This is a genomic window from Nocardiopsis kunsanensis DSM 44524, from assembly GCF_000340965.1.
Classification (GTDB): domain Bacteria; phylum Actinomycetota; class Actinomycetes; order Streptosporangiales; family Streptosporangiaceae; genus Nocardiopsis; species Nocardiopsis kunsanensis.
The window spans coordinates 103,063-127,241 of record NZ_ANAY01000014.1 but is presented as its reverse complement, the minus strand read 5'-3'; the positions used below and the strand labels follow the sequence as shown (position 1 = coordinate 127,241).

Genomic DNA, 24,179 nt, shown 5'->3' with positions numbered 1-24,179 from the left:
GGAGGGTTTCGACGGCACACCCGCGCTCCCGGACCCGCCCTGCCTGGCCCACGGAACACCCGCGCCCGCATGAGTGTTACAACCCGAGGTACAACCAACCCGGGAAAACCGGTTGCCGCCCCTCCTACCCTTGATGACTGATGAGCACCACCATGCCCGCGACCGCGGACCCGACCCCCAGCGCCCTGCGCGCCCGGCTGCGCGACCTCATGCCCGCCGACCGGCACCGCCTGCGCAGGCGCCTGGACGGACTGGACAAGATCCGTGACGAGCGCCGCAAGCCCGCAGTCCTCGCGCAGATCGCCCGTGACGTCGACGAGGCCGATCTGCGGGTACAGCTGCGCCGCGAGTCCCTGCCCGAGCTCCACTACCCCGAGGAGCTCCCGGTCAGCGACCGGCGGGCCGACATCGCCGAGGCCATCCGCGACAACCAGGTCGTCATCGTGGCCGGCGAGACCGGGTCCGGTAAGACCACCCAGCTCCCCAAGATCTGCATGGAACTGGGCCAGGGCGTCATGGGCACCATCGGCCACACCCAGCCCCGGCGGCTGGCCGCCCGCACCGTCGCCGAACGCATCGCCGACGAGGTCGGTACCCCCTTGGGCGAGACGGTCGGTTACAAGGTGCGTTTCACCGACTCCTCCAGCAGCAACACGCTGGTCAAGCTCATGACCGACGGCATCCTGCTGGCCGAGATCCAGCACGACCGGATGCTGCGCCAGTACGACACGCTCATCATCGACGAGGCGCACGAACGCAGCCTCAACATCGACTTCCTGCTGGGCTACCTCAGACAACTCCTGCCCAAGCGGCCCGACCTCAAGGTCATCATCACCTCGGCCACCATCGACCCCGAGCGTTTCTCCCGCCACTTCGACGACGCCCCCATCGTCGAGGTCTCCGGCCGCACCTATCCCGTGGAGGTGCGCTACCGGCCCATCAGCGACGAGATCCTCGACCCCGAGGAGAAGAACCCGGGCGGAGGCACCGACCGCGACCAGACCCAGGCGATCCTCGACGCCGTCGACGAGCTCGGCAGGGAAGCACCCGGCGACGTCCTGGTCTTCCTCAGCGGTGAACGCGAGATCCGGGACACCGCCGAAGCCCTGGAGAAGAAGAAACTCCCCGGCACCGAGGTACTGCCGCTGTACGCGCGCCTGTCCGCCGCCGAACAGAAACGGGTGTGGAGCTCGCACCGGGGCCGCCGCATCGTACTGGCCACCAACGTCGCCGAGACCTCCCTGACGGTGCCGGGCATCAAGTACGTCATCGACCCCGGCACCGCGCGCATCTCCCGCTACAGCCATCGCACCAAGGTCCAGCGCCTGCCCATCGAGGCGGTCTCCCAGGCCTCCGCGAACCAGCGCAAGGGCCGCTGCGGGCGTGTGTCGGAGGGCATCTGCATCCGCCTGTACTCGGAGGAGGACTTCCTCTCCCGCCCCGAGTTCACCGACCCCGAGATCCTGCGCACCAACCTCGCCTCGGTCATCCTGCAGATGGCCTCCCTGGGCCTGGGCGACGTCGCCGCCTTCCCGTTCGTGGACGGCCCCGACCACCGTCAGATCAAGGACGGCGTCAACCTCCTCGACGAGCTCGGTGCCCTCTCGGGCGGCAAGGGCCCCGGCAAACGCTCCCTGACCAGGACCGGGCGCCGCCTGGCCCAACTGCCCGTCGATCCGCGCCTGGGCCGCATGGTGCTCGAGGCCGAGGAACGCGGGTGCCTGCCCGAGGTCCTGGTCATCACCTCCGCGCTGTCCGTCCAGGACCCCCGCGAACGCCCCGCGGACCAACAGCAGCAGGCCCAGCAGGCGCACGCCCGGTTCGCGGAGAAGGAATCGGACTTCCTCGCCTACCTCAACCTGTGGAAGCACCTGCGTCAGAAGCAGCGCGAACTCTCCGGGAACCAGTTCCGCAAACTGTGCCGCGAGGAGTACCTCAACTACCTGCGCGTCCGTGAGTGGCAGGACATCCACGGCCAGCTCAAACAGGTCCTGCGACGGATGGACGTGGAGGTGCCCGCGCCGAGCGAGAACGCCGCCGACCCGCGCGGTGTGCACATGTCCCTGCTGGCCGGTCTGCTCTCCCACGTGGGCCTCAAGGACCCCGACAAACACGAGTACCTGGGCGGGCGCGGTGCACGGTTCGCGATCTTCCCCGGGTCCGGTCTGTTCAAGAAACAACCCCGTTACGTCATGGCCGCCGAGCTCGTGGAGACCTCCAAGCTCTGGGGCCGCATGGTCGCCAAGATCGAACCCGAGTGGGCCGAGGAGCTCGGCGGCCACATCGTCAAACGCAACTACAGCGAACCGCACTGGGAACGCAAGAGGGGCGCCGTCATGGCGTTCGAGCGCGTGACCCTGTACGGCGTGCCGATCGTGGCCGGACGCAAGGTCTCCTACGGCAGCATCGACCCGGAAGTGTCCCGGGAACTGTTCATCCGCCGCGCCCTGGTCGAGGGCGACTGGGACACCCGCCACCACTTCTTCCACGACAACCGCAAACTGTTGAACGAGGTCGAGGACCTCGAACACCGTGCGCGCCGCCGGGACATCGTCGTCGACGACGAGGCCCTGTTCGACTTCTACGACCGGCGAGTGCCCGACCACGTGGTCTCGGCGGCCCACTTCGACTCCTGGTGGAAGAAGGCCCGCCGTACCGACCCCGAGCTGCTCGACCTCACCCGTGAGGAGCTCATCAACGACGGTGTCGACGAGGTCAGCGAGGACGACTACCCCGACCTCTGGCGCCAGGGGCCGTTCACCTTCCGTCTCACCTACCAGTTCGAACCCGGCAGCGACTCCGACGGTGTGACCGCGCACGTGCCCGTCAAGTACCTCAACCAGGTCGAGGACAAGGGGTTCGACTGGCAGATCCCGGGTCTGCGCGACGAGCTCGTCACCGCCCTGATCCGGTCCCTGCCCAAACCGCTGCGCCGCCACTTCGTGCCGGTGCCGGACAACGCAGCCAAGGCCCGCGGCGGCCTCGACCCGGCCGACGGGTCCCTGCTCGACGCGCTGGCGGCCGAACTCACCCAGATGTCGGGGGAGCGGGTGAGCAGCTCCGACTTCGACCTGGACCGGGTACCCGACCACTTGCGGATCACGTTCCGTGCCGTGGACGACAAGGAGCGCAAGCTCGCCGAGTCCAAGGACCTGGAGAAGTTGCGCGTCAAGCTCAAGCCGCGGCTGCGCGAGGCCATCGTCACCGAGGCCAAGGGCGTCGAACGCCGGGGCATCACGTCCTGGGACTTCGGGAACCTGGAACAGACCCTGGAACGCAAGGCCCTGGGACCCAACGTCAAGGGGTACCCGGCGCTCGTGGACGAGGGTGAGAGCGTCGCGATCCGGATCTTCGACACCCCGGCCGAGCAGCGCGCCGCCATGCGCGCCGGCACGCGCCGTCTGCTGATGCTCACGGTGCCCTCGGCCGCGCAGGCGGTCAGCAAGGGGCTGAACAACCCCGACAAGCTGGCTCTGGCCGACAACCCGCACGGGTCGGTGAAGAAGATGCTCGACGACGCCGAGGAGGCCGCGGTCGACCATCTGCTCATGCGCGAGGGCGGTCCCGTGTGGAACGCCGAGGCCTTCGCCACGCTCGCCGAACGGGTACGTACCGACCTCGGGGAGAAGCTCGCGGAGGTACTCGACAAGGCCGCGCGTGTGCTCGTGCTGTGGCGCAAGGTCTCCAAGAAGGTCAAGGGCAGCACCTCCATGGCCGTACTGCCCTCCCTCAACGACGTGCAGGGCCAGCTCGGCGAACTCGTCTTCGACGGTTTCGTCACCCGGACGGGCACGGAGCGCCTGGACGACGTGCACCGCTACCTGCGCGGTATCGAGCACCGCCTGGACAAGTTGCCGGAGAACCCGCGCCGCGACCAGGTGAACATGGCCAAGGTCGTGCAGATGGCCCAGGCCGTACGCCAGGTGCGCGGACGCCTGAAGCCCGGACGTGAGGCCGACCCCGACGTCGTCGAGCTGTGGTGGATGCTGCAGGAGTACCGGGTGAGCCTCTTCGCGCAGGAACTGCGGACCGCCTACCCGGTCTCGGACAAGCGCATCACCAAGGCGATCGAGGCCGTCAAGTCCGCAGGGAAGAAGTGACGGCCGCTCGGGCCCTACCCGTTCGGTGCCTCGGTGCCGCGTGCGCGCCAGTACTCGCCGTCCCGCTTCGCGCCGAAGAAGTCCCCGCCCTTGCGGAGAGTGTCGTCGGTGCCCCAGGACTCCTCCGAGCTGCCTTTGTGCAGCTGGGGGATGTGCTTGCGGCAGTGGATGTAGGCCTCCTCCACCTCGACCACGATCCACATCAACGCCTTCTGTCCGGGTATCTGCGGCAGCGGCAGATCCGGCACGTGCTCCCGTAGGCGCTCGTCCTCCACGAGCCTGGCGCGTCCGTTGACGTGCAGGCCGATCCGGTGCCGGAAGAAGTCGAGGAACATCAGGCCGATGTGCGGGTTCTGCGCGATGTTGCCGACGCTGGCGAACACACCGTTGCCGCGGTACTCCGGGTAGGCCAGAGTGCGGTCGTCGATGACGTGCACAAACCCGGGCGGACCGCACCTGAAGCTGGAGTCGCATTCGCCCCGGCTGTCCGAGGTGGCGATGAAGAGCATCTCCTGCTCGGCCACGAAGTCCCGCATCGCCGGGTTGAGGTGGTCCAACATCTGGTCGCGGTAGAAACGGGAGGCCCGTTCGGACGTGCCCAGGACGTTCTGGACGTGTCTTTCCCCCACGTTCGTGGCGGTCGGGTGCTGACTGTTCTGTGTCACGGGAGAGGAACTTCCATCGTGTGCGGGAGCGGAGGCCGGAAGAGCGCTTGTCAGTGTGTACGGCGGTGACCGGAGGAAACGGAAGCGGCCTCCTCTGCCCCGGCGAGCATGTGGGCGGTGACCCACCGGTAGACCAGCACCCACGACGAACTCATCGAGGAGGTCCACCCCGGTGAGACCTCGCTCACGGCCCGGATCAGGGCTCGGCCGACATGGGGGTAGTGCTCGGGGCGCACCCCGAGCTGCCTGTGGTGTTGGGCGCCGAGCTCCTGGAGGTACTCCGCGATCTCGTCCGGGGTGTCGAGGTAGCGGACCACGGCCAGGAGAGCGTCGGCCATGCGCTGTTGCTGCGGGCCGAGATCGTCGGCGAACATCTCGCGCAGCTCGGGGACCATCTTGAAGAGGTTCCGGTAGAAACTACCGGCCAGCAGCGTGGACCCCTCCGGGATGTCGGCGCACGACTGACGGACCAGCTCGACGACTTCTTGGCTGGGCAGGGACACATGGGGGAGTGAACGGTGGGACAAGAGGATTCCAGAACTCTGAGGGCGGAGTCCAAAGTGACGGAGCGTGACCGTTCGGACCGGACGCTGGACATGCGATGCCGAAGAACGTAACAGACGAGGCTGAGGGACACATAGCGGTGTGAACCGTGCACTGAGTGCCCTGTGGCCCCCGAGTTCCGCAGGTCCTGTGGTTCCGCCCCTGACCTGGGGTTCCGTTCGGTTCGGTCCGAGGGCGGACGGGGGCGGTCGCGAAACGTTCCGGGCCCCGTCGGGGGTGTGCTCGTGCCCTTCGGGCACCGCCCGTGGTATGGACCACATGGACCATCCGCCTCCGCGGGAACGAGGACCCACGTGAACACAGGCGCCACGACGCCCACCCCCGACCCCACCCCGGCCCCCGAGCACGACCCGCTGACCGGTCGGCGCATGCTCTACGTGGGCACCTACACCCCCGGCTCCGAACCCGCGGGCCGCGGTGGGGGCGTGCACCGGGTGTGGTTCGACCCCGACACCGGCGAACTCGCGGACGGCGGTGTGGCCGCGCCTGTGGTCGGCCCGTCCTTCCTCGCCCTCAACGCCCACCGGCCCTGGGTCTACGCCGTCAGTGAACGCACCGGCGGCACGGTCACCGTCCTGCGCGTCGAACACGACGGTGGCCTGACCGAATTCGGCGTTCAGGCCACGTACGGCGCCTTCCCCTGCCACGTGTCCGCGCTCGGGGACCACGAGGCGGTGGTCTCCAACTACGGTGACGGCCGGGTCGCCGTGACCGGTTTCGGCTCCGACGGTCGCCCCGACGGCGAACCCGACCACTACTCCGGCGAATACGAACCCTGGCAGCTCTTCGAACACACCGGCCACGGCCCCGTCACAGGCCGGCAGGAAGGCCCGCACGCCCACAGCAGCCTCCTTGTACCCGACACCGTGGACCCGGATCTGCGGACCCTTCTCGTCGCGGATCTGGGCACCGACGAGCTACGCGCCTACCGGGTGGCCGAGAACGTCGCTGCCGACCCCTCCGAACCGCCCGGCGACGGTGCTCCCGGGATGAAGTTCGTCCCCGGCGGCCTGCAAGGCCGGGTGGCCCTTCCGCCCGGCTCCGGGCCCCGGCACATGCTCCTGAGCCCGGACGGCCGCCACGTCTACGTCACCGGGGAGCTGGACTCGCGTGTGCACGTGGTGCGCTGGACCGGCGACATCGACCACGCCCGGTACCTGGGGTCGGTCCCGGCCACCGGGAAGGAGGCCGTGGGCGAGAACTTCCCCGCCGAGCTCGCCCTCCACCGCGACCACCTGTACGTGTCCAACCGGGGCGCGGACGTGGTCTCCACCTTCGCCCTCCACGACGGCACCCGCCCGGAGCACCTCGCCGACACCCCCGTGGGTGCCTGGCCGCGCCACTTCGCCGTCGTGCGCGGTCACCGGGACGAGCCCGACCACCTCGTCGTGGCCGGCCAGAACGGCGGAGACCTCAGGTCCCTGCGTCTGGACCCCGGAACCGGGTTGCCCACGGACACCGGTCACCGTCTGGCCCTGCCCGACCCGGTGTGTGTACTCCCGGTGCCGCTGCGCCGCATCCGCCGCAACCAGCGCCCCGGGGGGTGAGGTGTCGCCGGCCGGGAAGTAGTCGATGGGGTCGGGACGAGTGGCAAAGGGGCGGTTCGGGATCGGGGAGTGGGGCGCACCCTGCTTCGGCGACTCGCCGCCTCTGTTTCTCGGTGCGGATAGTGGCGGGGTGGCGCGGATTGGGGCACCTCAGGTCGGTGGCAGTGGCGGGCTGGTTCGGGGCTGTGGTGCGGGGTTTCTTGTGGTGCCTGGGGTGGTGGTTCGTCGGGGTCGGGAATTGTAGCCCGGCCGGGTCTGCGCGCAACCCACTCGGCGCGACCCCCACACCCCGGCGCCCTGGCAGCAGAAGAAACGGTGGGCGCTTTCCTCCCCCTGTGGTGCGGCATTGTGGCCACCGCTTGCGGCGTGTGCGCGGCCGCTCGCTCCTGCGGAAGGCAACTACGGGCCCCGGCTGCTCCCGGTGGCGCATTGAGGCCGGGGCAGTCTGGCGTGTGCGTCCTCGGGAAAGGCCCTGACCTCGTGGATCTTGCTCCCGGAACCGATATCGAGCCCCGGTAGTGCCGGTCTTGCTCGTGGGGGCTGGTCTCGGCGGTTGTTGGTGCTCTTTCGGGCACTGAAAACGTTTTCTTCTGCCTGTATGAGCACTGACACCGGCCGCCGGTGCCTCCGCAGGAGCGAGCCACCGTGCCCACGCCGCAAGCGGTGACCGCAATGGCCCGCCCCTGGGGGTTGGTAGTTGTGCCCCCACTTCTTCGGGCGGATGGTTGGTAGCGGCCGTGGGGTGTTCGGCGGCGAGAGCGGGCCGGCCCGGGGAAGGGGTGGACCGCACACCCCGAGGCGCCGGCACCAACCCAGCGCACCCCTGCCACATTCACCGCAATGAAGCAGGTGTGGCGGGGCGCCGACAGGGTTGCGGGGAGCCCCGGCCGGGCTACGCTCGACGCTCCGACGAACACCACCCACCTGAACCGGTCCATGAACCCCGTCACCAGTCCATAAGCCGTACCACCCGTCACCGATCCATGAATCGTCCCAGCTCGACCGACCCAACCGGCTTCCCTGTCCCCCAGCCCACCGACCGGGCCCCGCAGAACATGTGTTTTCCCGGTTCGGCGCGTTCTCTGCGTGAGAATCATCGGCATACGGACAATGGCCGTGTCCGTCCCCGCCCCGCCGGGGAACGCAGAAAGCTGCGTCGAGCGCTGCCCGAACCGGGAAGAAGGCCGCTGTGAGCGACGACCGTATCCGTACGAACGGGGGCGGACGTGCCCCCGGGACGAGCGCGACGGGAGAGCAGCCCCAGACCCTGCTCGTCCTCGGCGCGGGCGGCGACCTGACCACCAGACTGCTCCTGCCTGGCTTGGGCGGACTCGTCGACACCTCGTCGATGGCCGATCTCCTCCTCATCGGCAGCGACCGCGGTGAGGAGAGCGACGAAGGATGGCGGTCGACCGTCGCGCGGGCCTTCGCGGACGGGGGAGCGGAGGGGCCGGCCGTCGACACGGTCGTCGCCAACACGCGCTACATCACCGCGGACGCCACCGACGACCACGGCCTGAACCGCCTGCTGGCCCACTGCCGGGGCCGTACCACGATCTACCTGGCGCTTCCGCCGGCGGTCATGGTGGAGACCTGCCGGGCCCTGGCCCGCACCGGTGTGCCGCACGGTACGCGGCTGGTGCTGGAAAAACCCTTCGGGACCGACGCCGACAGTGCTTCTGCGCTGAACGAGCTGCTCCACGGCCTGGTGCCGGAGGACCACGTGCACCGCGTCGATCACTTCCTCGGCATGACGACGGTGCTCAACATCCTCGGTGTCCGCTTCGCCAACCGGGTGGTCGAGCCGTTGCTCAGCTCCGAACACGTCGAAGCGGTCGACATCACCTTCGACGAGACGCTCGGTCTCGAGGGCCGTGCCGGCTTCTACGACGGGGCGGGCGCCCTGCGTGACATGGTCCAGAGCCACCTGCTCCAGGTCCTGGCCCTGGTGGCGATGTCGCCGCCGAGCACGCTCGAGGGGGTCGACGTCCGCGACGCCAAGGCGCAGGTCCTGCGCGCGACCCGTGTCTGGGACGACCGGCCCGACAGGTACAGCCGCCGCGCCCGTTACACTGCGGGAACCGTCGACGGCCGCTCGCTGCCCTCCTACACCGAGGAGGAAGGTACCGATCCCGCACGGGGGACCGAGACCCTGGCCGAGGTCGTCCTCGCGGTCGATACGTGGCGATGGGCCGGTGTGCCCTTCCGTGTCAGGTCGGGTAAGGCGATCGGTGAGCCCCGGCAGGAGGTCGCCTTCCGGTTCCGCGACCCCCAGCACATCCCCGCCGGGCTCACCGGCGAGGTCATCGGGAACCGGCTGCGTATCGGTCTCGGCCCCCGCCGTATCGAGATGGAACTCAACGTCAACGGACCCGGAGACCCCTTCGACCTCTCACCGGTCACGCTCGAGACGGGGTTCGGCCCCGGCGACCTGCTCGAGTACGGCGAAGTGCTCCGGGGTGTGCTCGAGGACGAGAAACCACTGTCGGTGCGCGGTGACATGTCGGTCGAGTCCTGGCGCATCATCGAACCGGTCCTGGACGCATGGCGCCACGGACGTGTCCCCCTCCACGACTACCGGGCCGGGAGTACCGGCCCGGCGAACTGGGAGAGCTGGGAGACATGAGCGAACCGTTGAACACCCGCCCCGCGGCCGAGAGCCATCTGGTCGATCTCACCCCGCAGGGGCTGCGCAGGGTCCGTGCGTGGGGGGTCTCCATCGCCCTCGGAAGTTTCCTGTTCGGCTTCGACACCGGGATCATCTCCGGTGCGTTGTTGTTCATCAGGGAGGACTTCGACCTCACCTCGTTCCAGCAGGGATCAGTGGTGAGCATTCTGCTGCTCGGCGCCGTCATCGGCGCCCTCACCTGCGGGAACATCGCCGACCGTTACGGGCGGAAACCGGTTCTCGCCGCTCTCGGAGTCGTGTTCTTCCTCGGGATCGGGGCCACCGCCTTCGCCCCCGGTTACTGGACGGTGCTGCTCGGCCGGGTGGTGATGGGGCTGGCCGTCGGCGGTGTGTCGGCCACGGTGCCGACCTATCTCGGTGAGATGGCCCCGGCCCAGGTCCGAGGCCGCATGCTCAGCCTCAACCAACTGTTCATCACCTTCGGACTGCTCACCTCGTACCTGGTGAACTGGGCGCTGTCCGGCGCCGAGGCCTGGCGGGCGATGTTCGGGGTCGGTCTCGTGCCCGCCCTCCTCCTGTTCCTCGCGGCTCTGTGGTTGCCCGAATCACCCGCGTGGTTGGTCCGCAAGGGCAGGATGGAGCAGGCCCGGAAGGTGGTCGACAGGGTCGCCGAGCCGGGCGACGCCGACCGGTTCGTCGACCGCGTGCACGATGCGCAGCGCGAGGAGGACCGGAGCGGGTCCTCCGGCGGTGTGGGGGACCTGTTCCGGGGGACGGCCCTTGCCGCGCTCCTGGTCGCCTGCGTCCTGGCCGCGCTCCAGCAGTTCGCCGGGATCAACACGATCTTCTACTACGCGCCCACGATCATCAGCCAGGCCGGGCTCTCGGCCTCGAACGCGATCTTCTACTCGATCTTCATCGGGACCGTCAACGTCGCCGTCACGTTCGTCTCCCTCGCCCTCATCGACCGGGTCGGCCGACGCCCGCTGTTGCTCGGCTCCCTCGCGGGGATGACGGTCTCCATCGCCCTGCTGGGCCTGGCCTTCGCCGCGGGTATGAGCCCGTTGGCCATGCTCGTGTTCATGATGTTGTTCATCGTGGCGTTCGGGGTCGGCATGGGGCCGGTCTTCTGGGTCCTGCTCGGTGAGGTCTTCCCCTCCGCGCAACGTGCGGAAGGGGCGAGCGCGGGCGCCACCGTGAACTGGCTCTCCAACTTCCTGGTGAGCCTGGCGTTCCTGCCTCTGGTGAACGCCGTCGGGCAGGCGGCGACGTTCTGGGGCTTCGCCGTCCTCTGCCTCCTGGGCTTCGCCTTCGTCGCCAAGTGGGTGCCCGAGACGCGTGAACGCAACGCCGACGAGGTGGGAGCGGACCTCCGCCGGCGATGGAGGATCTCCGAGGGGTGACCGGGCCCCGGGCCCCGGGGCCCGGGGCTGAGACCGGATCGGTGGTCGGGGCCCGGAGCGGGTGGGCCCGACCGACCTCATGTGCCACCGCCGGTGCGACCCGGTCCGGCGGTGGCACGTTCGTGAAGGGTTGTTCACCCCTTCCGGCGGCGCGCCAGCGCGGCGCCCAGCGCCGGACGGTCGATCTTGGCGTTGTGCCGCCGATCCACGGGCAGGCGCCGCATCTCGACGAAGGCCGTGAGTCCCCGTGTCGCCTCGTGGCGGCCCATCATGTTCCGCAGCTCCGCGGTGATCACCCCGGTGTCGCGGTCGTCCTCGCCGGAACGTTCGATACACACCACCGGAACCGTGCTGCCCATGCAGGGGACGGCGACCAGTGCCGCGCGACGCACTGCCTTGTGCGTGGCCACCACGGGTTCGACCTGCAGCGGCCGGTAGATCTTGCCTGGGGTGACGACCTGGTGCGAGCGGCGTCCGCCGAGCCACAGGCGCCCCTGCTCGTCGAGGGAACCGACATCGCCCAGCCGGTGCCACACCGACCCGTCCGGAGCGGCGATCTTGTTGGCCGCCGTCGGCCCCGGAGCGTCGAAGTAGTCCTCGCTGATGTGCGGGCTCCGGGCGATGACCTCGCCGATCTCACCCGTCGGCAGCGCTTCGACGTCATCGATGCCGGCGATGGGTTTCTCGGTCGCGGGCACGATACGCAGCTCGACGCCGGGCAGTCCCCGCCCCACGCACAGGCCTTCACCGCGTTCGGTGCGCTCCCAGGTCTCCTCCAGCACCGTCGTGCCGTCGATCTCGCACAACGGGAGTGCCTCGGTCGCCCCGTAGTTGGAGTACAGTTCACCCTCGCTGCCGAGCATGTCCCGGACCGCGGCGAACAGCGGCCCCTGCACCTCGGCACCGCCGGCGACGACACGGCGCACGGACGGGATCTTGATCGACCCCTGACGGGCGTGCTCCGACAAGTTCCGCAGCAGCGCCGGAGAGGCGAACATCGACCGGACCCCGTGTTCTTCGACGGTGCGCAGCAGGGCGGCCGGGTCGGCGTCGCCGGGGCCCTTCATGGTGAAGTCCATCGGCGGGACCACCACTTGGCCGCCGGCGGACAGGGCGATGATCCAGAACATCGGGAACGTGGGCATGTCGACCACGTCGTCGCCGTTGCCGAGCGACCACTGGTCGCCGACCAGTTCGATCATGGCGGCGAAGTTGCGTTGGCGCAGCACAGTGGGCTTCGGCATGCCGGTGCTACCGGTGGTGAAGGCGATGACGGCGGGGTCGCCCGGGTCGACGTCGGCCTGGGTGGGCTCGGCCGGGGCCGTGTCCACCATCAGGTCGTCCAGGGTCTCCAGGCCGGGGAACGTGCCGTCCACGACGTACTGCTGACGTACGGTGCGCCTGCCCCAGCCGAAGAGCCGTTTGGCCAGGTGTGCGCTGGGCGTACCGAAGAACACCTCGGGGCCGACGCGGTCCAGGCAGCGGGTCACCCGGCGCAGGCCGTGGCTGAACGGTTCGATGCCCACCAGCGTGGCACCGATCCGGAAGAGGGCGGTACCGAGCACGAGCGCATCGAAGCTCGGCGGCACCATGAACGAGCAGAGGGTGCCTTCGCGGATGCCGTTCGCACGCAGGCCCGCGGCCAGGCGTTCGGCACGGTCGGAGAGTTCGCCGTAGGTCCGTTCGTGGTGGACCAGGCTGCCGTCGCGGCGCTTGGTCGTCCGGACCAGGGCCACGCGGTCGGGGTGGGCGCGTGCGACTTCCAGGACCAGGTCGGCCACCCTGACCCGGTCAGGGGTGACAGGGATGTCACCGTGGGTGGCCGCACCGGTGTGTGGGTGCTCGAGGGGAGCGCGGCCTGTCATCGGATCACCTCTGGACGTCGGGGGAGGTTCGTAGGCGGCCGGTCGCGGCGTCGGCCAGGAAGGAACGGATCGTCCCGGTGACTTCGTCGGGCCGTTCCAGCATCGGCATGTGTCCGGCGTCGTGGACGAGCATGCGGCGATCGGAGCGCAGCACCTTGTCGAGGCGGACACCGGCCCGTGGCGACAGGACCCGGTTGCGGGCACCCCAGATGGTGCACAGAGGAGGGCTGTCCGGGCCGCGAACGATGCGGTAGCTCTGGGGCAGGTCGGCCAGGACGTCGGTCAGTGCGGGCGCTTCGTCGTCCCGCAGCAGGCACGCCGTCAGTTCGGGGTCGTGGTGGAGGCCGGCGCGTGCGCCGGCGGGGCCCATCTGGTAGCGCAGCACCAACGGGGCGATCGCGCGGGGCACGCGCAGGCGCCGGAGCGCCGCTCGCAGCGGTGCCCTGGCCTTCGCCCACTTGCTGTCGGGGGCCATCAGCAGCCCGAGTCCGCCGGCGCGGAACGTGGCGTCGGTCAGCGGGTTGACCATGACCAGCGCGCGTACGTCGCTGGAGCTGTTGGCGGCCACACCGGCGGCGATGGCCGACCCCATGCAGTTGCCGACGAGGGAGACCGGGGGCAGGCCGTCGTGCTCGATCAGGGCCGAGACCAGTTCGATGTGGTCGGCGAGGTCGATCGGGCGGGAGGGGCGCGGGGAGTCACCGAAGCCCGGGAGGTCGACGGCCACCACGCGGTGGTCGGTGGCCAGGTCGGCGATCTGGTGGCGCCAGATGGTGTGCGACGTGCCCCCGTTGTGGAGCAGGACCACACCCGGTCCGCTGTCTCCGGCTCGACGCACTGCCATCTCCAGTTCGCCGTGCCGGAACCGCTCCAGTGGAGCCTCTTTCGGGGACCCGATACCACTCACCGTGACCTCCCACGCAACTTCAGAGAATGGTTGTTCGCCGAATGGAGGTTACGTGAGTGTGGTCACAGCGACAAGACCCCCAGGAGCAGCGGTCCCCGAACGGCCGTCACCGCTCCGGAGCGGCCCCCAGCAGTAGCCAGTCCACCGACTCGACCAGCTGCGCCGGCGACACGGAGTCCTCGTCGGCCAACCGCTGCATGGCATAGCCGTAGGCCAGCGCCTGCACAGCCACGGCCATCCGCTCGGCCCGGTCGGGATCGGTCACCACGCCGGCGCCGACGATGCTCGCCGCGAGGTTGGCACGCACATCGGCCAGCAAATCGGTGACGGCATCGGCCTGCGGCGAGTTGCGTAGCGCGTACAGCCAGAACTCCGCCATCAGGAGCACGACCTCGGGCGCGGCGTCGACCGTGCTCGTCCACGTCGTGACCATCTGCTCGAGCAGTTCGTCGCGGTCGGTGATGTGATCGGCCGAACGTTGCCGTGCCTCCGCTCCGGACTCGATCACCCGTCGCATCATGGCCAGGAACAGTTCGTGCTTGCCGGAGAAGTTGGCGTAGATCGCGCCGGTGGACATCCCGGCCTCCTGGGCGATCTGCGGCACGGAGGCGCTGGCGTAACCACGCTGGGCGAACACCGACGCGGCGGCGTCGAGCAGTGCCAGGCGGGTGCGCTGCTGGCGCTGTTGGCGGATCCCGACCACGGGGGAGCCCTCCTCGGATGAGCGATCGGAGCGTGTCGCGACCGCGCCTGGGAAGCGCCCCTGCGAGGTGACCGCGAACATGACGGGTCCGAGGTTACCGAGGGCGGTTCGGGAACACCCCCGCGACGGTGCACATGGGGCCTGCGGGAACCTGTGAGTGAGGCGACGATTGCCGGGCCCCCGCGACGGCTAGGTTGGGGGTGATGAAGGGACTCTTCACGCGCGCCGATCGCGGGAGGTCGACACGACTGTGAGCAACGACTACACCACCGGCGAGGACCACGGCAGGCGACCGTTCGTCACCGACATCGAGAGCGAGAGCCTCGACAACCCCGACTACCGCCGCACCCTGTGGACCGGCGAGCACCTGCAGCTCACCGTGATGAGCATCGACGTCGGTGATGACGTCGGCCTGGAAGTACACCCGGACAACGACCAGTTCCTCCGGGTGGAAGAGGGGACCGGACGCACACTGATGGGGCCCGCCGAGGACGACCTGGACTTCGTCCGTGACGTGGAGGACGACGACATCATCATGGTCCCGGCCGGCATTTGGCACAACGTCGTCAACACCGGCGACGAGCCCTTGAAGCTCTACGCGCTCTACGGTCCGCCGGACCACGAACCCGCCACCGTGCACCCGACCCACCGTGACGCCGGGAAGGACCCGAACGAGGACTAGGGGCGGGGAGCCGGCGCCAGGAGAACGGTGTCGGAGCTGTTGTGAGCACCGGCACCGTTTTTTGTTGCCGCAAGAGCACCGTCGCTCCCCGCGGCCCCGCCCGATCAGTCCGAGAAGGCCTGGACGAGTTCCGGGACCTCGTGCAGATGGCTGTCCAGGATCTCCACGCTGCGGGCGCCGTCGTGCTGTTCGAGCGCCGCATGGAGTTCGCGGTGCTCGCGTTCGATGGTGCTCAGACGTTCGGGGAGCTCGGTCAGGGTGCGAACCGCCAGGCGCACCTGCCGGGGGCGCATGGCGTCGTACATCTCGGTCAGGACCGCGTTGCCCCGGTGGCTCACGATGGAGGAGTGGAAGACCTGGTCGAGCTGGGCGACCTGGTTCCAGTCCCGGTCCCGCGCAGCGGCTTCCATCGCCTCGATGAGCTCCATGGAGTCGGGGGGAGTGCCTTGGCGCCGCCCGCAGATCTTGCGCACGGCGTCCGCTTCGATGACGAAGCGGGCCTGGTAGATCTCGCGCATCTCGGTGGCGTTGACGACCCGCACCTGGGCTCCGCGGCGGGGGACGAGTTCGACGAAACGCTCGGCCTGCAGCCGGTGGAGGGCTTCACGTACCGGTGTCCGAGAGGTGCCCACCTCTCCGGCCAGGGCGATCTCGTCGAGGAATTCGCCCTCGGTGAACACTCCCGTCAGGATGGCGTTGCCGATCCACTCGTAGGCGCGTTCCCGCGCCGACTGCCGTTTCGTCCTGGCTCGACTGCTGTTCCCTTGATCTGACACGCGGCCAACCTTACCTTTGCACAAACGGGATACACCATGTATACAAGTTGTCCACGGCACATATTATTGGGCTGTGGGTCACATGGGAGGTAACACGTGAGCGATCAGGCACAGAGGCGGCACGGGGTCTGGCTGTCCGAGCCCTCGGCCGCAGCAGTGGAAATGGCCCGTCTGGCCGGATACGACACCGTCGTGCTCGACGTCGAGCACGGACTGTTCGACCTGGCCGCGCTGGATTGGCTGATCCCGTTCATCCGTTCCAACGGCATGGACGTCATCGCCAAGGTGCTGGGGCCCGAGCGCGGACCGATCCAGCAGGCCCTGGACTTCGGCGCGAACGCGGTGGCCGTCCCGCACGTGGAGTCCGTCGAGCACGCCAGGACGGTCTGCGGTTACGCGAAGTTCCCGCCGCTGGGGGACCGCTCCTTCGCCGGCGGACGCACCTCCAAGTACCGTGGGTTCACCGACGCGTGGGTCACCGAGCAGGACCAGGGCACCCGCTGCTACCCGATGATCGAGGACGCCTCGGCGTTCGAGGACATCGACGCGATCCTCCAGCTCCCCGTCGTCGACGGGATCTTCATCGGCCCCTCCGACCTGTCGCTGCGCCGCGACCGCGGTGCCTACACCGTCGACGAGGCCGACCTGGAGGACCTGCGCCACCTCGCCCGCGCCGCACGGTCGGCCGGCAAACCCTGGGTCATCCCCGCCTGGAGCGAGGCCGAGAAGCACCTCGCCGTTCAGGAGGGCGCCGAGACCATCGTCGCCACCATGCAGTACGGGGCCGTGCTGTCCGGGTTCACCGGCGCGCTCGACACCCTGAAGAAGATCGAGAACGAGCAGAGGAGCCTTTGATGTCCCTGACGACCGCCGTCGTGCAGTTCGCGCCCAACGAGGACAAGGCCGCGAACCTGAAGACGATCGAGGAACTCCTGCGGGAAGCGGCGGGACGCGGGGTACGCCTGGCCGTTCTCCCCGAGTACGCGGTGTTCACCGCACCCGCCATGGACGACAGGTTCGTCGACAGCGCCGAGCCGCTCGACGGTCCCACCGTCTCCCGCGTGCGCGCCCTCACCGCCGAGCTCGGCATCTCCGTCATCGCCGGCGTGAACGAAACGGCTCAGGACGGCCGTATCCACAACACCCTCCTGGGCATCCAGGACGGCGAGATCAAGACGGTCTACCGCAAGGTGCACCTCTACGACGCGTTCGGCTACAAGGAGTCCGACCGTGTCATCGCCGCAGACCCGGCCCAGCCGCAGCTCCTGGAGGTCGACGGCTTCAAGGTCGGCATGCAGACCTGCTACGACCTGCGCTTCCCCGAGGTCTCCCGTGTCCTGATGGACTCCGGCGCCGACGTCATCGCCCTGCCCGCCGAATGGGTGCCCGGTCCGCTCAAGGAGTACCACTGGAACACCCTCGTGCGCGCCCGCGCGATCGAGAACACCGTCTACGTGCTCGCGGCCGACCAGAGCGCACCCACCGGTTCGGGCAACAGCGCCGTCGTCGACCCGATGGGGATCGCCGTGGCCGCCCTCGGTGAGGCGCCCGGCCTCGGCATCGCCGACGTCGAACGCGCACGGCTCGACCACGTCCGCAAGGTCAACCCTGCCCTGTCCCTCCGGCGTTACCACGTGGCACCAACAGGAGACTGACCGATGAGAGAACTCGCGATGCGCGCCCGAGCCGGCGGTCCGAAGCGGATCACCGGGCTCGTGGCCTCGGGCGCGGCCCTGGCAGTCCTCACCGCGTGCTCCGGCACCGCAAGCGGTGACGACACCTACGTGCTGCACTACACGACCTACTCCAACGCGACATCGGACCAGTCGCGCACGGTGCAGCGGTGGGCCGACGAGGTCGAGGAGCTCACCGACGGCGGTGTCAGCGTTCGCCTCCACTACTCGGAGAGCCTCGTGGACGCCGACGAGTCGGCCCAGGCCACCTTGGACGGACGCGCCGACCTCTCCCAGGTCGGATCCATCTACGCGGCCTCGGACCTGTCCATGTTCACGGCCGTCGAGCTGCCGTTCGAGACAGACAACACCGAGGTGCAGATGACCGCGATCGAGCGGCTGTACGAGGAGAACGAGACCTATCGCGAGGACTTCGACCGCCAGGGCGTTCGTCTCCTCTTCCCGCTCCCGCTCGGCAACGCCACCATCGGGCTCCAGGAGGAGGCCGAGAACCTCGAGGACCTGCGCGGCAGGAGCCTGCGCGCAGGCGGCCTGACCTCGGACGCCATGCTCACGGCCGGGGCCAACCCGGTCGGTATGACGGCCAACGACATCTACGAGTCGATGAGCCGCGGTGTCGTGGACGGCTACACCTCGCTGGCCCTGGCGAACCTGCCCACCTTCGGTCTGTCCGAGACCACGCCGCACATCGTGGACCCCGGTATCGGGGCGTACTCGTCCTCGATCGTGGTCGTCAACGAGGACCTCTTCCAGTCCATGCCCGAGGAGTACCAGGAGGCGTTGCTGGAGGCCTCCGGCAACGGCATCTCCAACGGTCTGGAGGAGATGGGCGCGCTCGGCGAGGCCTCCTGCCGGGAGCTGACCGAGTCGGGGGCGGAGTTCACCTCCTTCTCGGACGAAGAGGTCTCCCAATGGCAGGAGGAGTCCGCCATTGCCGAGGACTGGGTGGAGCGCTACGAGGAGCGCGGCTACGACGCGCAGTCCGTGCTCGACGACTACCGGCGGATCATCGAGGAGGAGACCCCGGAGTCCGACTACACCAACCCGCTCACCGCATGCATGGAAGGGCAGGAACCGTGAGTCGCATCAGTTTCCCGCGGTCGATGAGGGGGGTGTCGACCGCGTTCAACCTCAGTGCCGGACTTCTGCTCCTCGCCCTGATGGTCCTGACCGTCACCGACGTGCTCGGCCGCAACATGTTCGGCCGGTCGGTCCTGGGGACAGTGGACATCTCCACCCTGCTCCTGGTCGCCATCGCCTTCCTCGGTCTGGCTTCCGCCGAGATCGATGGACGGCACGTCTCGGTCACCCTCCTGGAAGCACGTTTCGGTTTCCGGACGCGGATGGTGCTCTCGGGTGTGAGAGCCGTTCTGCTGCTGGGTGTCGGCGCCCTGGTCGTCTGGGGCCTCGGCGACGTCATGCTCAGCGCCGTCGAACGCGGCGAGACCACCAACGACATCCTCCGGTTGGTGACCTGGCCGGCCAAGCTCGTGCTCTTCGCTTCCTTCCTGCTGTTCTTCGTGACGGCCGTCTGGAAGGAAGTCCTCGAGTTCAGCGCGTTCCGCTCCGGCGAGGTCCCCGAGACCAACGAGGTGGACGCAGCCATCGAACAGGCCCACTCGGCCACACAGACCACCCACGACCGAGAGAGCGAGGACCTCCGATGACCGCTGGAACCCTCTTCATCGTCATCGCGGTCCTCGCGCTCTTCCTGGGCCTGCTTGCGATCCGCTTCCACGTCGGACTCTCCCTGATGCTGGCGGGGATGGTCGGTGTCGTCCTCATGCGCGGCACCGACGCAGCGGTCAGCACGGTGGCCAACCAGCCCTTCTCCACGGCGGCCGACTACTCCCTGACGATCATCCCGCTGTTCATCCTCATGGGTGTGTTCGCCGTGCACGCCCAGCTCGCCCAGGCGGGGTTCGACCTCGCCTCGCGGGGGCTGCGCCGTTTCCCCGGGGGCGCCGCGTTCGCTTCGTTGTCCGGGTCGGGGCTCTTCGCCGCCGTCACCGGATCCAGCGTCGCGACGGTGGCCACCATGGCACGGGTCTCCACCGACGCGATCGTCAAGGCCGGGAACGGGATCCGTCTCGCGGCCGGGGTCGTCTGCGCGGGCGGAACCCTCGGCGTCCTCATCCCGCCGTCCATCGTGCTCGTGCTGTACGGAGTCGTCACCGACGAGAGCATCGGGGAACTGCTCCTGGCCGGTATCGGCCCCGGCCTGCTGACGGTCCTGGCCTACGCGGTCACCATCGTGCTGCTGGTCCTGGCCCGGCGTAAGCGGCAGGCCGCCCGCGCGGCCGGGCAGCAGGAGAAGGAACCGGCCGCCGTCGGCGGGTCCTCCCCGGCCGGCGGGACCACCACGGCCGAGGGGGCCGCCCCGGCCGGCAGGAGCACCACTACGAGGGACAAGGAGACCTCCGAGCCCAGGTTGGACGTGCCCGGGGTCCTGCTCCTCGGCGTCATCTTCCTGGTCTCGATCGGTTCGATCTACCTCGGTCTGGCCACCGCCAACGAGGCAGCCTCCTTCGGCGCGATGGCGGCCTTCGTCATCCTGCTCATCCGTACCCGGCCGCCCCGGTGGCTGCGCACGATCAAGGAGTCGGTCAGCGAAGCCGTCGGCCTGACCGCCATGACCTTCCTCCTCATGTTCGGTGCCGGGGTCTTCACCTACTTCCTCGCCCTGTCCGGGGCGAGCACCGCGGTGGTGGACGCCGTCATCGCCGCCGACCTGGAGCCCTACGCCGTCCTGGTGCTCTGCCTGCTGCTGTTGCTGCCGCTGGGCATGTTCCTCGACGGCATCTCGATGATCCTCGTCGCCGCGCCCCTGCTGCACCCGATCCTGGTCGGCTACGGCTTCGAGGGCATCTGGCTGGGCGTGCTCATCGTGAAGGTCGCCGAGATGGCACTGATCACGCCACCCGTCGGGATGAACGCGTTCGTCTACTCCGGCTCGGTCCCGGAGGCCGGCCTGGGCCGCATCTTCCGCGGCATCGTGCCGTTCATCATCGCCGACCTCCTGGTCGTGGCCGTCCTCATCATGGTGCCCGAGATCGTCACCTTCATCCCCGAACTCTCCAGCGCGAAGTAGCCCGTCCCACGCTGCTCCCGGGAAAGGACCACCTGTGTTCACCATCAACGACATGCCACGGCAGATCGATGACCACATCATCGACGAGCTCGGCAGGACGTGTGTCTCCACGCTCGGCCACCTGCGGGACCACGGCTTCGCCCTCGGGCTCCAGCCGAACCGGCGCCCGCTCAAGTTCGTCGGTACGGCCGTCACCGTGCGGATCCCGCACCTGGACTCCACCGCGGTGCACATCGCGGTCGACATGCTGCGTCCCGGCGACGTCCTCGTCGTGGACCAGTCCGGTGACCAACAGCGTTCGTGCTTCGGCGGGCTGGTCTCCTACACCGCCAAGGCCCGGGGCGCAGCCGGCGCGGTGATCGACGGGGCGGTCAACGACTACGACGAGACCCTCGCCTACGACTTCCCGGTGATCTCGCGCGGGTTCAGCCCGCTGACCACGCGTATCGGCGGGATCGAGGGTGCGATCAACGTGCCGGTCTCCGTCGCGGGCGCGGTCGTGCGCCCGGGCGACGTCGTCTTCGCCGACTCCGACGGCGCCGCCTTCCTCACACCCGAGGAGACGGTGGGTCTGGGTGACCTGCTCAAGTCCAAGGAGGACGCCGAGATCCCGGCCCGGGAGAAGATCTCCGCCGGCGGTCTCCTCGCCGAGTTCTCCGGGGCTGCCAAACACCGTCCGTGACACGGGTCCGCGCGCACGGGGCCCGCGCGGGCCCAGCCCGACCCCGGGTGTGCGGCGGCGAATCGGCCGCCGCACACCCGGGGTCGGTTCGTGTCCGGGGGCTCCGGGCACGAACACCTTCGGCGTGGGACGTCAACCCATGGTCTTCTGGCCGTCGAGAGCCTCACGGATGATGTCGGCGTGCCCGCAGTGCTGCGAGGTCTCCCGGATCAGGTGCAGCAGTACCTTGCGGGCACTCCAGAAGATCTCGCCCTCCACCCAGGGCGCCGGAGCGAGCTGGTGCTCGCGCTCGAGATCGCTCAGAGAGCGCACGTACTCCTCGGTCTCACGCGCGGCCCGGTCGTAGTCGGCCAGCACACTCTCCAGGGTCTCCTCGCCCACGAGCCGGAAGGTGCGCTCGTGGTGCTCGATGGCCTCGGGGGAGGCCTGGTCGGCCTCGAGGTCCTCGCCCCGCTCGATGAAATCCATCCAACCCCGCTCCACCGCACTCAGGTGTTTGACCAGGCCGACGAGGGTCAGTTCGCTCGCGGTCGTTCGGGTGGCGGCCTGCTCCTGGTTCAGCCCTTGGAGAGTGTGGCGCAAGAAGTGGCGCTGCTCGGCGAGTACCTCCAGCATGGTCTCGCGCTCGTGGTCGAGGGTGCTGGAGGTGGCGGTGATCGGCACGCTCATGGTCGGCTCCTGTCCTCAGTACGGTCGTGGTCCGCCGAACGCTACGCCGCACCGACGACATTTCACCGAGCACACAGGTTATGCTCGTTCGACTGGAAGAGCATCAGTGCCCGTATACATCGCTTCGAGCGCCGACCTTGACGACAACAACGGTGACGCGGCCGTCGTCCACCGTGTAGATCAGACGAAAGTTACCGACACGGATCCGGTAGCCGTCTCTGGCTTTGATCTTCTTGTATCCGTCAGGCCGAGGGTGTATGGCCAGTCCTTGGATCGCGGCAGCGATCCGCTTCCGCGTGACCGTGTCCAGTTTCCGCAGTTCTTTGCGGGCAAGAGGCTGTGACCTCGATGAGGTACTCGCTCACTCGTAGTCCTGGAGCCGGAAAGGGGCGGTCTCCTCGCCCGCTCGGGCTGCGATGGCTGCGCTGTCAGCGGCGTCTTCGAGCTCCTTGAGATACTCGGCGGACACCAGCCCCAGGCCTCGGGAAGCCAGTGCCTCCGCCAACTCGGACACCATTGCGCCGGGCTCGGTGGGTTCGGCGGCCATGGTCTTGTTACTCCCTCCCTCACGCCACAGCGCAGTGCACGCGCTCTGGAGACAGTTGAGAACGCTCGGCGGCCTCGGAAACGGTCTTGCTCCATGGTCGGCTCCTGTGCCCGTGCGTGACTGGAACCGCGGAAGCTACACTGCACCGACGACATTTCCGTGTGCCTCGGCTCTCAGGAGGGACCCCACAACGTTCCGGCCACCGGTTCTGTGGATCCCGCCCTCCACCCCGGTCGTCCGTGTGACGCACAATGAACCTGATCCAGACCTCCCACCCACCCGAGGAGAAGACCCATGCCCGTGCAGGAGACGACCGGCGTCCGGTACCGGGGCCTGACGACCCGCGACCTCGCGCTCATCGCCGTGTTCGCCGCGTTCATCGCCGCCCTGAGCGTGTCCGTGGCGATCCCGATCCCGTTCTCGCCGGTCCCGATCACCCTCCAGACCCTCGGCGTCATGCTCGTGCCCGCCCTCATCGGCTGGAAACGCGGAACCCTCGCGGTCGTGGTCCTCATCGCGCTCGGTCTGGCGGGCCTGCCCCTGTTCGCCGGCGGACGCGGCGGTCTCGCGGTGTTGGCCGGCCCCTCCGGCGGCATGATCGTGGGATGGGTGTTCGGTGCCCTGGTCATCGGTGTGCTCACCGAACTCGTGCTCCGTAGCGGCCGGTACCGCTTCTGGTGGGGTGTGGCCGTCAACGTACTCGGCGGCATGCTCGTCATCTACGCCGTCGGGGTCCCGTGGATGGCGGTCGTGCTCGGCGACAGCGCTCTGGCCTCCCTCATGGCTGTCGCCGTATACCTGCCGGGCGACCTGGCCAAGGCGGTCGTGACGGCACTGATCGCCGCGGCCGTCCACCGGGCCTACCCGATCCCGCCCGCGGGCCGACCGGTGACGCCGTCCCCGGAGCGGGACCGCGCCTGATGCTGCGTCTGGAAGGGGTGGGCCACGCCTACGACGACCGCCGGGTCCTGGACGGAATCGACCTCGAACTGCCCGAACACCGCATCGGGGTGGTCGGCGCGAACGGGTCGGGCAAGTCCACCCTCGCCCGCACCCTGAACGGACTGGTCCTGCCCGACGAGGGGCAGGTGTGGCTGGGGGAGTGGAACACCCACCGCCATGCCCGGCGGATCCGCCGACGCGTGGGGTTCGTCTTCTCCGACGCGGCCAACCAGATCGTCATGCCCACGGTCGCCGAGGACGTGGAGGTCGGCCTGCGCCCCCTGAAGCTGGGCCGGGCCGAGACCGAGCGCCGCGTCGACCGGATCCTGGACCGCTACGGGCTCGCCGACCACCGCGATCATCCCGCGCACCTGCTGTCGGGGGGCCAGCGCCAGATGCTCGCACTCGCCTCGGTGCTGGCCACCGAACCCGAGGTGCTGGTCTGCGACGAGCCCACCACCCTGCTCGATCTGCGCAACACCCGCATGGTGCACCGAGTCCTGGCCACGCTGGAACAGCGTGTGGTCCTGTTCACCCACGACCTCGGCCTGCTCGCCGGTTTCGACCGGGTCCTGGTCATGGACGGCGGCCGGGTGGTGCACGACGGTGCTCCGGACGAGGCCGTCGACTTCTACACCGGCCTCATGGATGCTGCTCCCGACGAGGCCGTCCCGCTCGCCTCGGGCACACCCGGCCCTGCGGTACCCGGTCCC

General features: G+C 69.0%; 21 protein-coding genes and 1 pseudogene. 13 read left to right on the top strand and 9 right to left on the bottom strand.

Annotated features, from left to right (window positions below):
• Nucleotides 1-140: 140 nt before the first annotated feature.
• Complete coding sequence (gene hrpA / locus D456_RS0111615) at nt 141-4,100, top strand: ATP-dependent RNA helicase HrpA (protein WP_017576354.1); 3,960 nt, start codon at nt 141-143, stop codon at nt 4,098-4,100.
• A 14-nt stretch (nt 4,101-4,114) separates the two neighbouring features.
• Here the strand turns inward: hrpA and D456_RS0111610 are convergent, their stop codons facing one another.
• Both D456_RS0111610 and D456_RS0111605 read right to left on the bottom strand, forming a co-directional pair.
• Nucleotides 4,115-4,765, bottom strand: a complete 651-nt coding sequence (locus tag D456_RS0111610; protein WP_017576353.1) for a pyridoxamine 5'-phosphate oxidase family protein — start codon at nt 4,763-4,765, stop codon at nt 4,115-4,117.
• Nucleotides 4,766-4,815: 50 nt separating this feature from the next.
• A complete protein-coding gene (locus D456_RS0111605; RefSeq protein ID WP_017576352.1) occupies nt 4,816-5,268 on the bottom strand; it encodes a globin domain-containing protein in 453 nt (150 codons plus the stop codon).
• A gap of 354 nt (nt 5,269-5,622) precedes the next feature.
• Here D456_RS0111605 and D456_RS0111600 point away from each other — a divergent pair, with 354 nt between their 5' ends.
• From D456_RS0111600 to D456_RS0111590, 3 genes are all read left to right on the top strand, one after another.
• Nucleotides 5,623-6,876, top strand: coding sequence for a lactonase family protein (locus tag D456_RS0111600; protein WP_017576351.1), 1,254 nt, complete (start codon nt 5,623-5,625; stop codon nt 6,874-6,876).
• Between the two features lie 1,189 nt (nt 6,877-8,065).
• Entirely contained in the window at nt 8,066-9,502 is a 1,437-nt protein-coding gene (locus D456_RS0111595) for a glucose-6-phosphate dehydrogenase (protein ID WP_017576350.1), read from the top strand.
• Nucleotides 9,499-10,908 carry a sugar porter family MFS transporter gene (locus D456_RS0111590; RefSeq protein ID WP_017576349.1) on the top strand — a complete coding sequence of 470 codons (1,410 nt, stop codon included), beginning with the start codon at nt 9,499-9,501 and terminating at the stop codon, nt 10,906-10,908. Before D456_RS0111595 ends, D456_RS0111590 begins: the two co-directional genes overlap by 4 nt.
• Nucleotides 10,909-11,042: 134 nt before the next feature.
• Here the strand turns inward: D456_RS0111590 and D456_RS0111585 are convergent, their stop codons facing one another.
• From D456_RS0111585 to D456_RS0111575, 3 genes are all read right to left on the bottom strand, one after another.
• Entirely contained in the window at nt 11,043-12,773 is a 1,731-nt protein-coding gene (locus D456_RS0111585) for a fatty acid CoA ligase family protein (protein WP_017576348.1), read from the bottom strand.
• A gap of 4 nt (nt 12,774-12,777) precedes the next feature.
• Complete coding sequence (locus D456_RS0111580) at nt 12,778-13,680, bottom strand: alpha/beta fold hydrolase (protein WP_152442542.1); 903 nt, start codon at nt 13,678-13,680, stop codon at nt 12,778-12,780.
• A 106-nt stretch (nt 13,681-13,786) separates the two neighbouring features.
• Nucleotides 13,787-14,464 carry a TetR/AcrR family transcriptional regulator gene (locus D456_RS0111575; protein ID WP_017576346.1) on the bottom strand — a complete coding sequence of 226 codons (678 nt, stop codon included), beginning with the start codon at nt 14,462-14,464 and terminating at the stop codon, nt 13,787-13,789.
• Nucleotides 14,465-14,633: 169 nt separating this feature from the next.
• Here D456_RS0111575 and D456_RS0111570 point away from each other — a divergent pair, with 169 nt between their 5' ends.
• On the top strand, nt 14,634-15,065 hold the full coding sequence (locus D456_RS0111570) for a cupin domain-containing protein (protein WP_017576345.1): 432 nt from the start codon (nt 14,634-14,636) through the stop codon (nt 15,063-15,065).
• 104 nt (nt 15,066-15,169) lie between these two features.
• Here D456_RS0111570 and D456_RS0111565 read toward each other — a convergent pair whose 3' ends face one another.
• Nucleotides 15,170-15,841 (bottom strand): GntR family transcriptional regulator, encoded by a 672-nt coding sequence (locus D456_RS0111565; protein WP_040699124.1) that lies wholly within the window; start codon nt 15,839-15,841, stop codon nt 15,170-15,172.
• A 96-nt stretch (nt 15,842-15,937) separates the two neighbouring features.
• Between D456_RS0111565 and D456_RS0111560 the strand changes: the two genes are divergently transcribed.
• From D456_RS0111560 to D456_RS0111535, 6 genes are read left to right on the top strand one after another with little or no spacing between them, the layout of a single operon-like run.
• Nucleotides 15,938-16,696 carry an HpcH/HpaI aldolase family protein gene (locus D456_RS0111560; protein ID WP_026115779.1) on the top strand — a complete coding sequence of 253 codons (759 nt, stop codon included), beginning with the start codon at nt 15,938-15,940 and terminating at the stop codon, nt 16,694-16,696.
• Entirely contained in the window at nt 16,696-17,496 is an 801-nt protein-coding gene (locus tag D456_RS0111555) for a carbon-nitrogen hydrolase family protein (RefSeq protein ID WP_017576342.1), read from the top strand. The genes D456_RS0111560 and D456_RS0111555 overlap by 1 nt, the downstream gene beginning before the upstream one ends.
• A gap of 3 nt (nt 17,497-17,499) precedes the next feature.
• A complete protein-coding gene (locus D456_RS0111550; RefSeq protein ID WP_017576341.1) occupies nt 17,500-18,615 on the top strand; it encodes a C4-dicarboxylate TRAP transporter substrate-binding protein in 1,116 nt (371 codons plus the stop codon).
• 23 nt (nt 18,616-18,638) lie between these two features.
• The gene (locus tag D456_RS0111545; protein ID WP_017576340.1) at nt 18,639-19,202 is read left to right on the top strand and encodes a TRAP transporter small permease subunit; all 564 of its coding nucleotides are present in this window, start codon (nt 18,639-18,641) and stop codon (nt 19,200-19,202) included.
• The gene (locus D456_RS0111540) at nt 19,199-20,626 is read left to right on the top strand and encodes a TRAP transporter large permease (RefSeq protein ID WP_017576339.1); all 1,428 of its coding nucleotides are present in this window, start codon (nt 19,199-19,201) and stop codon (nt 20,624-20,626) included. The genes D456_RS0111545 and D456_RS0111540 overlap by 4 nt, the downstream gene beginning before the upstream one ends.
• A gap of 34 nt (nt 20,627-20,660) precedes the next feature.
• Nucleotides 20,661-21,308 carry an RraA family protein gene (locus D456_RS0111535; protein ID WP_017576338.1) on the top strand — a complete coding sequence of 216 codons (648 nt, stop codon included), beginning with the start codon at nt 20,661-20,663 and terminating at the stop codon, nt 21,306-21,308.
• 132 nt (nt 21,309-21,440) lie between these two features.
• On the opposite strand, the gene D456_RS0111530 is transcribed toward D456_RS0111535, so the two are convergent.
• The 3 genes from D456_RS0111530 to D456_RS0111525 form a co-directional block, all read right to left on the bottom strand.
• Nucleotides 21,441-21,977, bottom strand: a complete 537-nt coding sequence (locus tag D456_RS0111530; protein WP_017576337.1) for a DinB family protein — start codon at nt 21,975-21,977, stop codon at nt 21,441-21,443.
• A 103-nt stretch (nt 21,978-22,080) separates the two neighbouring features.
• The gene (locus tag D456_RS25620) at nt 22,081-22,263 is read right to left on the bottom strand and encodes a type II toxin-antitoxin system RelE family toxin (protein WP_230479926.1); all 183 of its coding nucleotides are present in this window, start codon (nt 22,261-22,263) and stop codon (nt 22,081-22,083) included.
• Between the two features lie 75 nt (nt 22,264-22,338).
• The gene (locus D456_RS0111525) at nt 22,339-22,524 is read right to left on the bottom strand and encodes a hypothetical protein (RefSeq protein ID WP_017576336.1); all 186 of its coding nucleotides are present in this window, start codon (nt 22,522-22,524) and stop codon (nt 22,339-22,341) included.
• Nucleotides 22,525-22,818: 294 nt separating this feature from the next.
• Here D456_RS0111525 and D456_RS0111520 point away from each other — a divergent pair, with 294 nt between their 5' ends.
• The gene (locus tag D456_RS0111520; RefSeq protein WP_017576335.1) at nt 22,819-23,445 is read left to right on the top strand and encodes a biotin transporter BioY; all 627 of its coding nucleotides are present in this window, start codon (nt 22,819-22,821) and stop codon (nt 23,443-23,445) included.
• Nucleotides 23,445-24,116: pseudogene (locus tag D456_RS0111515) on the top strand (energy-coupling factor ABC transporter ATP-binding protein); the annotation flags it as partial. The gene D456_RS0111520 and the pseudogene D456_RS0111515, both read left to right, overlap by 1 nt.
• Nucleotides 24,117-24,179 lie beyond the last annotated feature (63 nt).

Coding starts and splice junctions, on each gene's coding strand:
- hrpA (WP_017576354.1), top strand. CDS start 141: ATGAGCACCACCATGCCCGCGACCGCGGACCCGACCCCCAGCGCCCTG.
- D456_RS0111590 (WP_017576349.1), top strand. CDS start 9,499: ATGAGCGAACCGTTGAACACCCGCCCCGCGGCCGAGAGCCATCTGGTC.
- D456_RS0111585 (WP_017576348.1), bottom strand. CDS start 12,773: ATGACAGGCCGCGCTCCCCTCGAGCACCCACACACCGGTGCGGCCACC.
- D456_RS0111575 (WP_017576346.1), bottom strand. CDS start 14,464: ATGTTCGCGGTCACCTCGCAGGGGCGCTTCCCAGGCGCGGTCGCGACA.
- D456_RS0111555 (WP_017576342.1), top strand. CDS start 16,696: ATGTCCCTGACGACCGCCGTCGTGCAGTTCGCGCCCAACGAGGACAAG.
- D456_RS0111550 (WP_017576341.1), top strand. CDS start 17,500: ATGAGAGAACTCGCGATGCGCGCCCGAGCCGGCGGTCCGAAGCGGATC.
- D456_RS0111545 (WP_017576340.1), top strand. CDS start 18,639: ATGAGGGGGGTGTCGACCGCGTTCAACCTCAGTGCCGGACTTCTGCTC.
- D456_RS0111540 (WP_017576339.1), top strand. CDS start 19,199: ATGACCGCTGGAACCCTCTTCATCGTCATCGCGGTCCTCGCGCTCTTC.
- D456_RS0111530 (WP_017576337.1), bottom strand. CDS start 21,977: ATGAGCGTGCCGATCACCGCCACCTCCAGCACCCTCGACCACGAGCGC.
- D456_RS0111525 (WP_017576336.1), bottom strand. CDS start 22,524: ATGGCCGCCGAACCCACCGAGCCCGGCGCAATGGTGTCCGAGTTGGCG.
- D456_RS0111520 (WP_017576335.1), top strand. CDS start 22,819: ATGCCCGTGCAGGAGACGACCGGCGTCCGGTACCGGGGCCTGACGACC.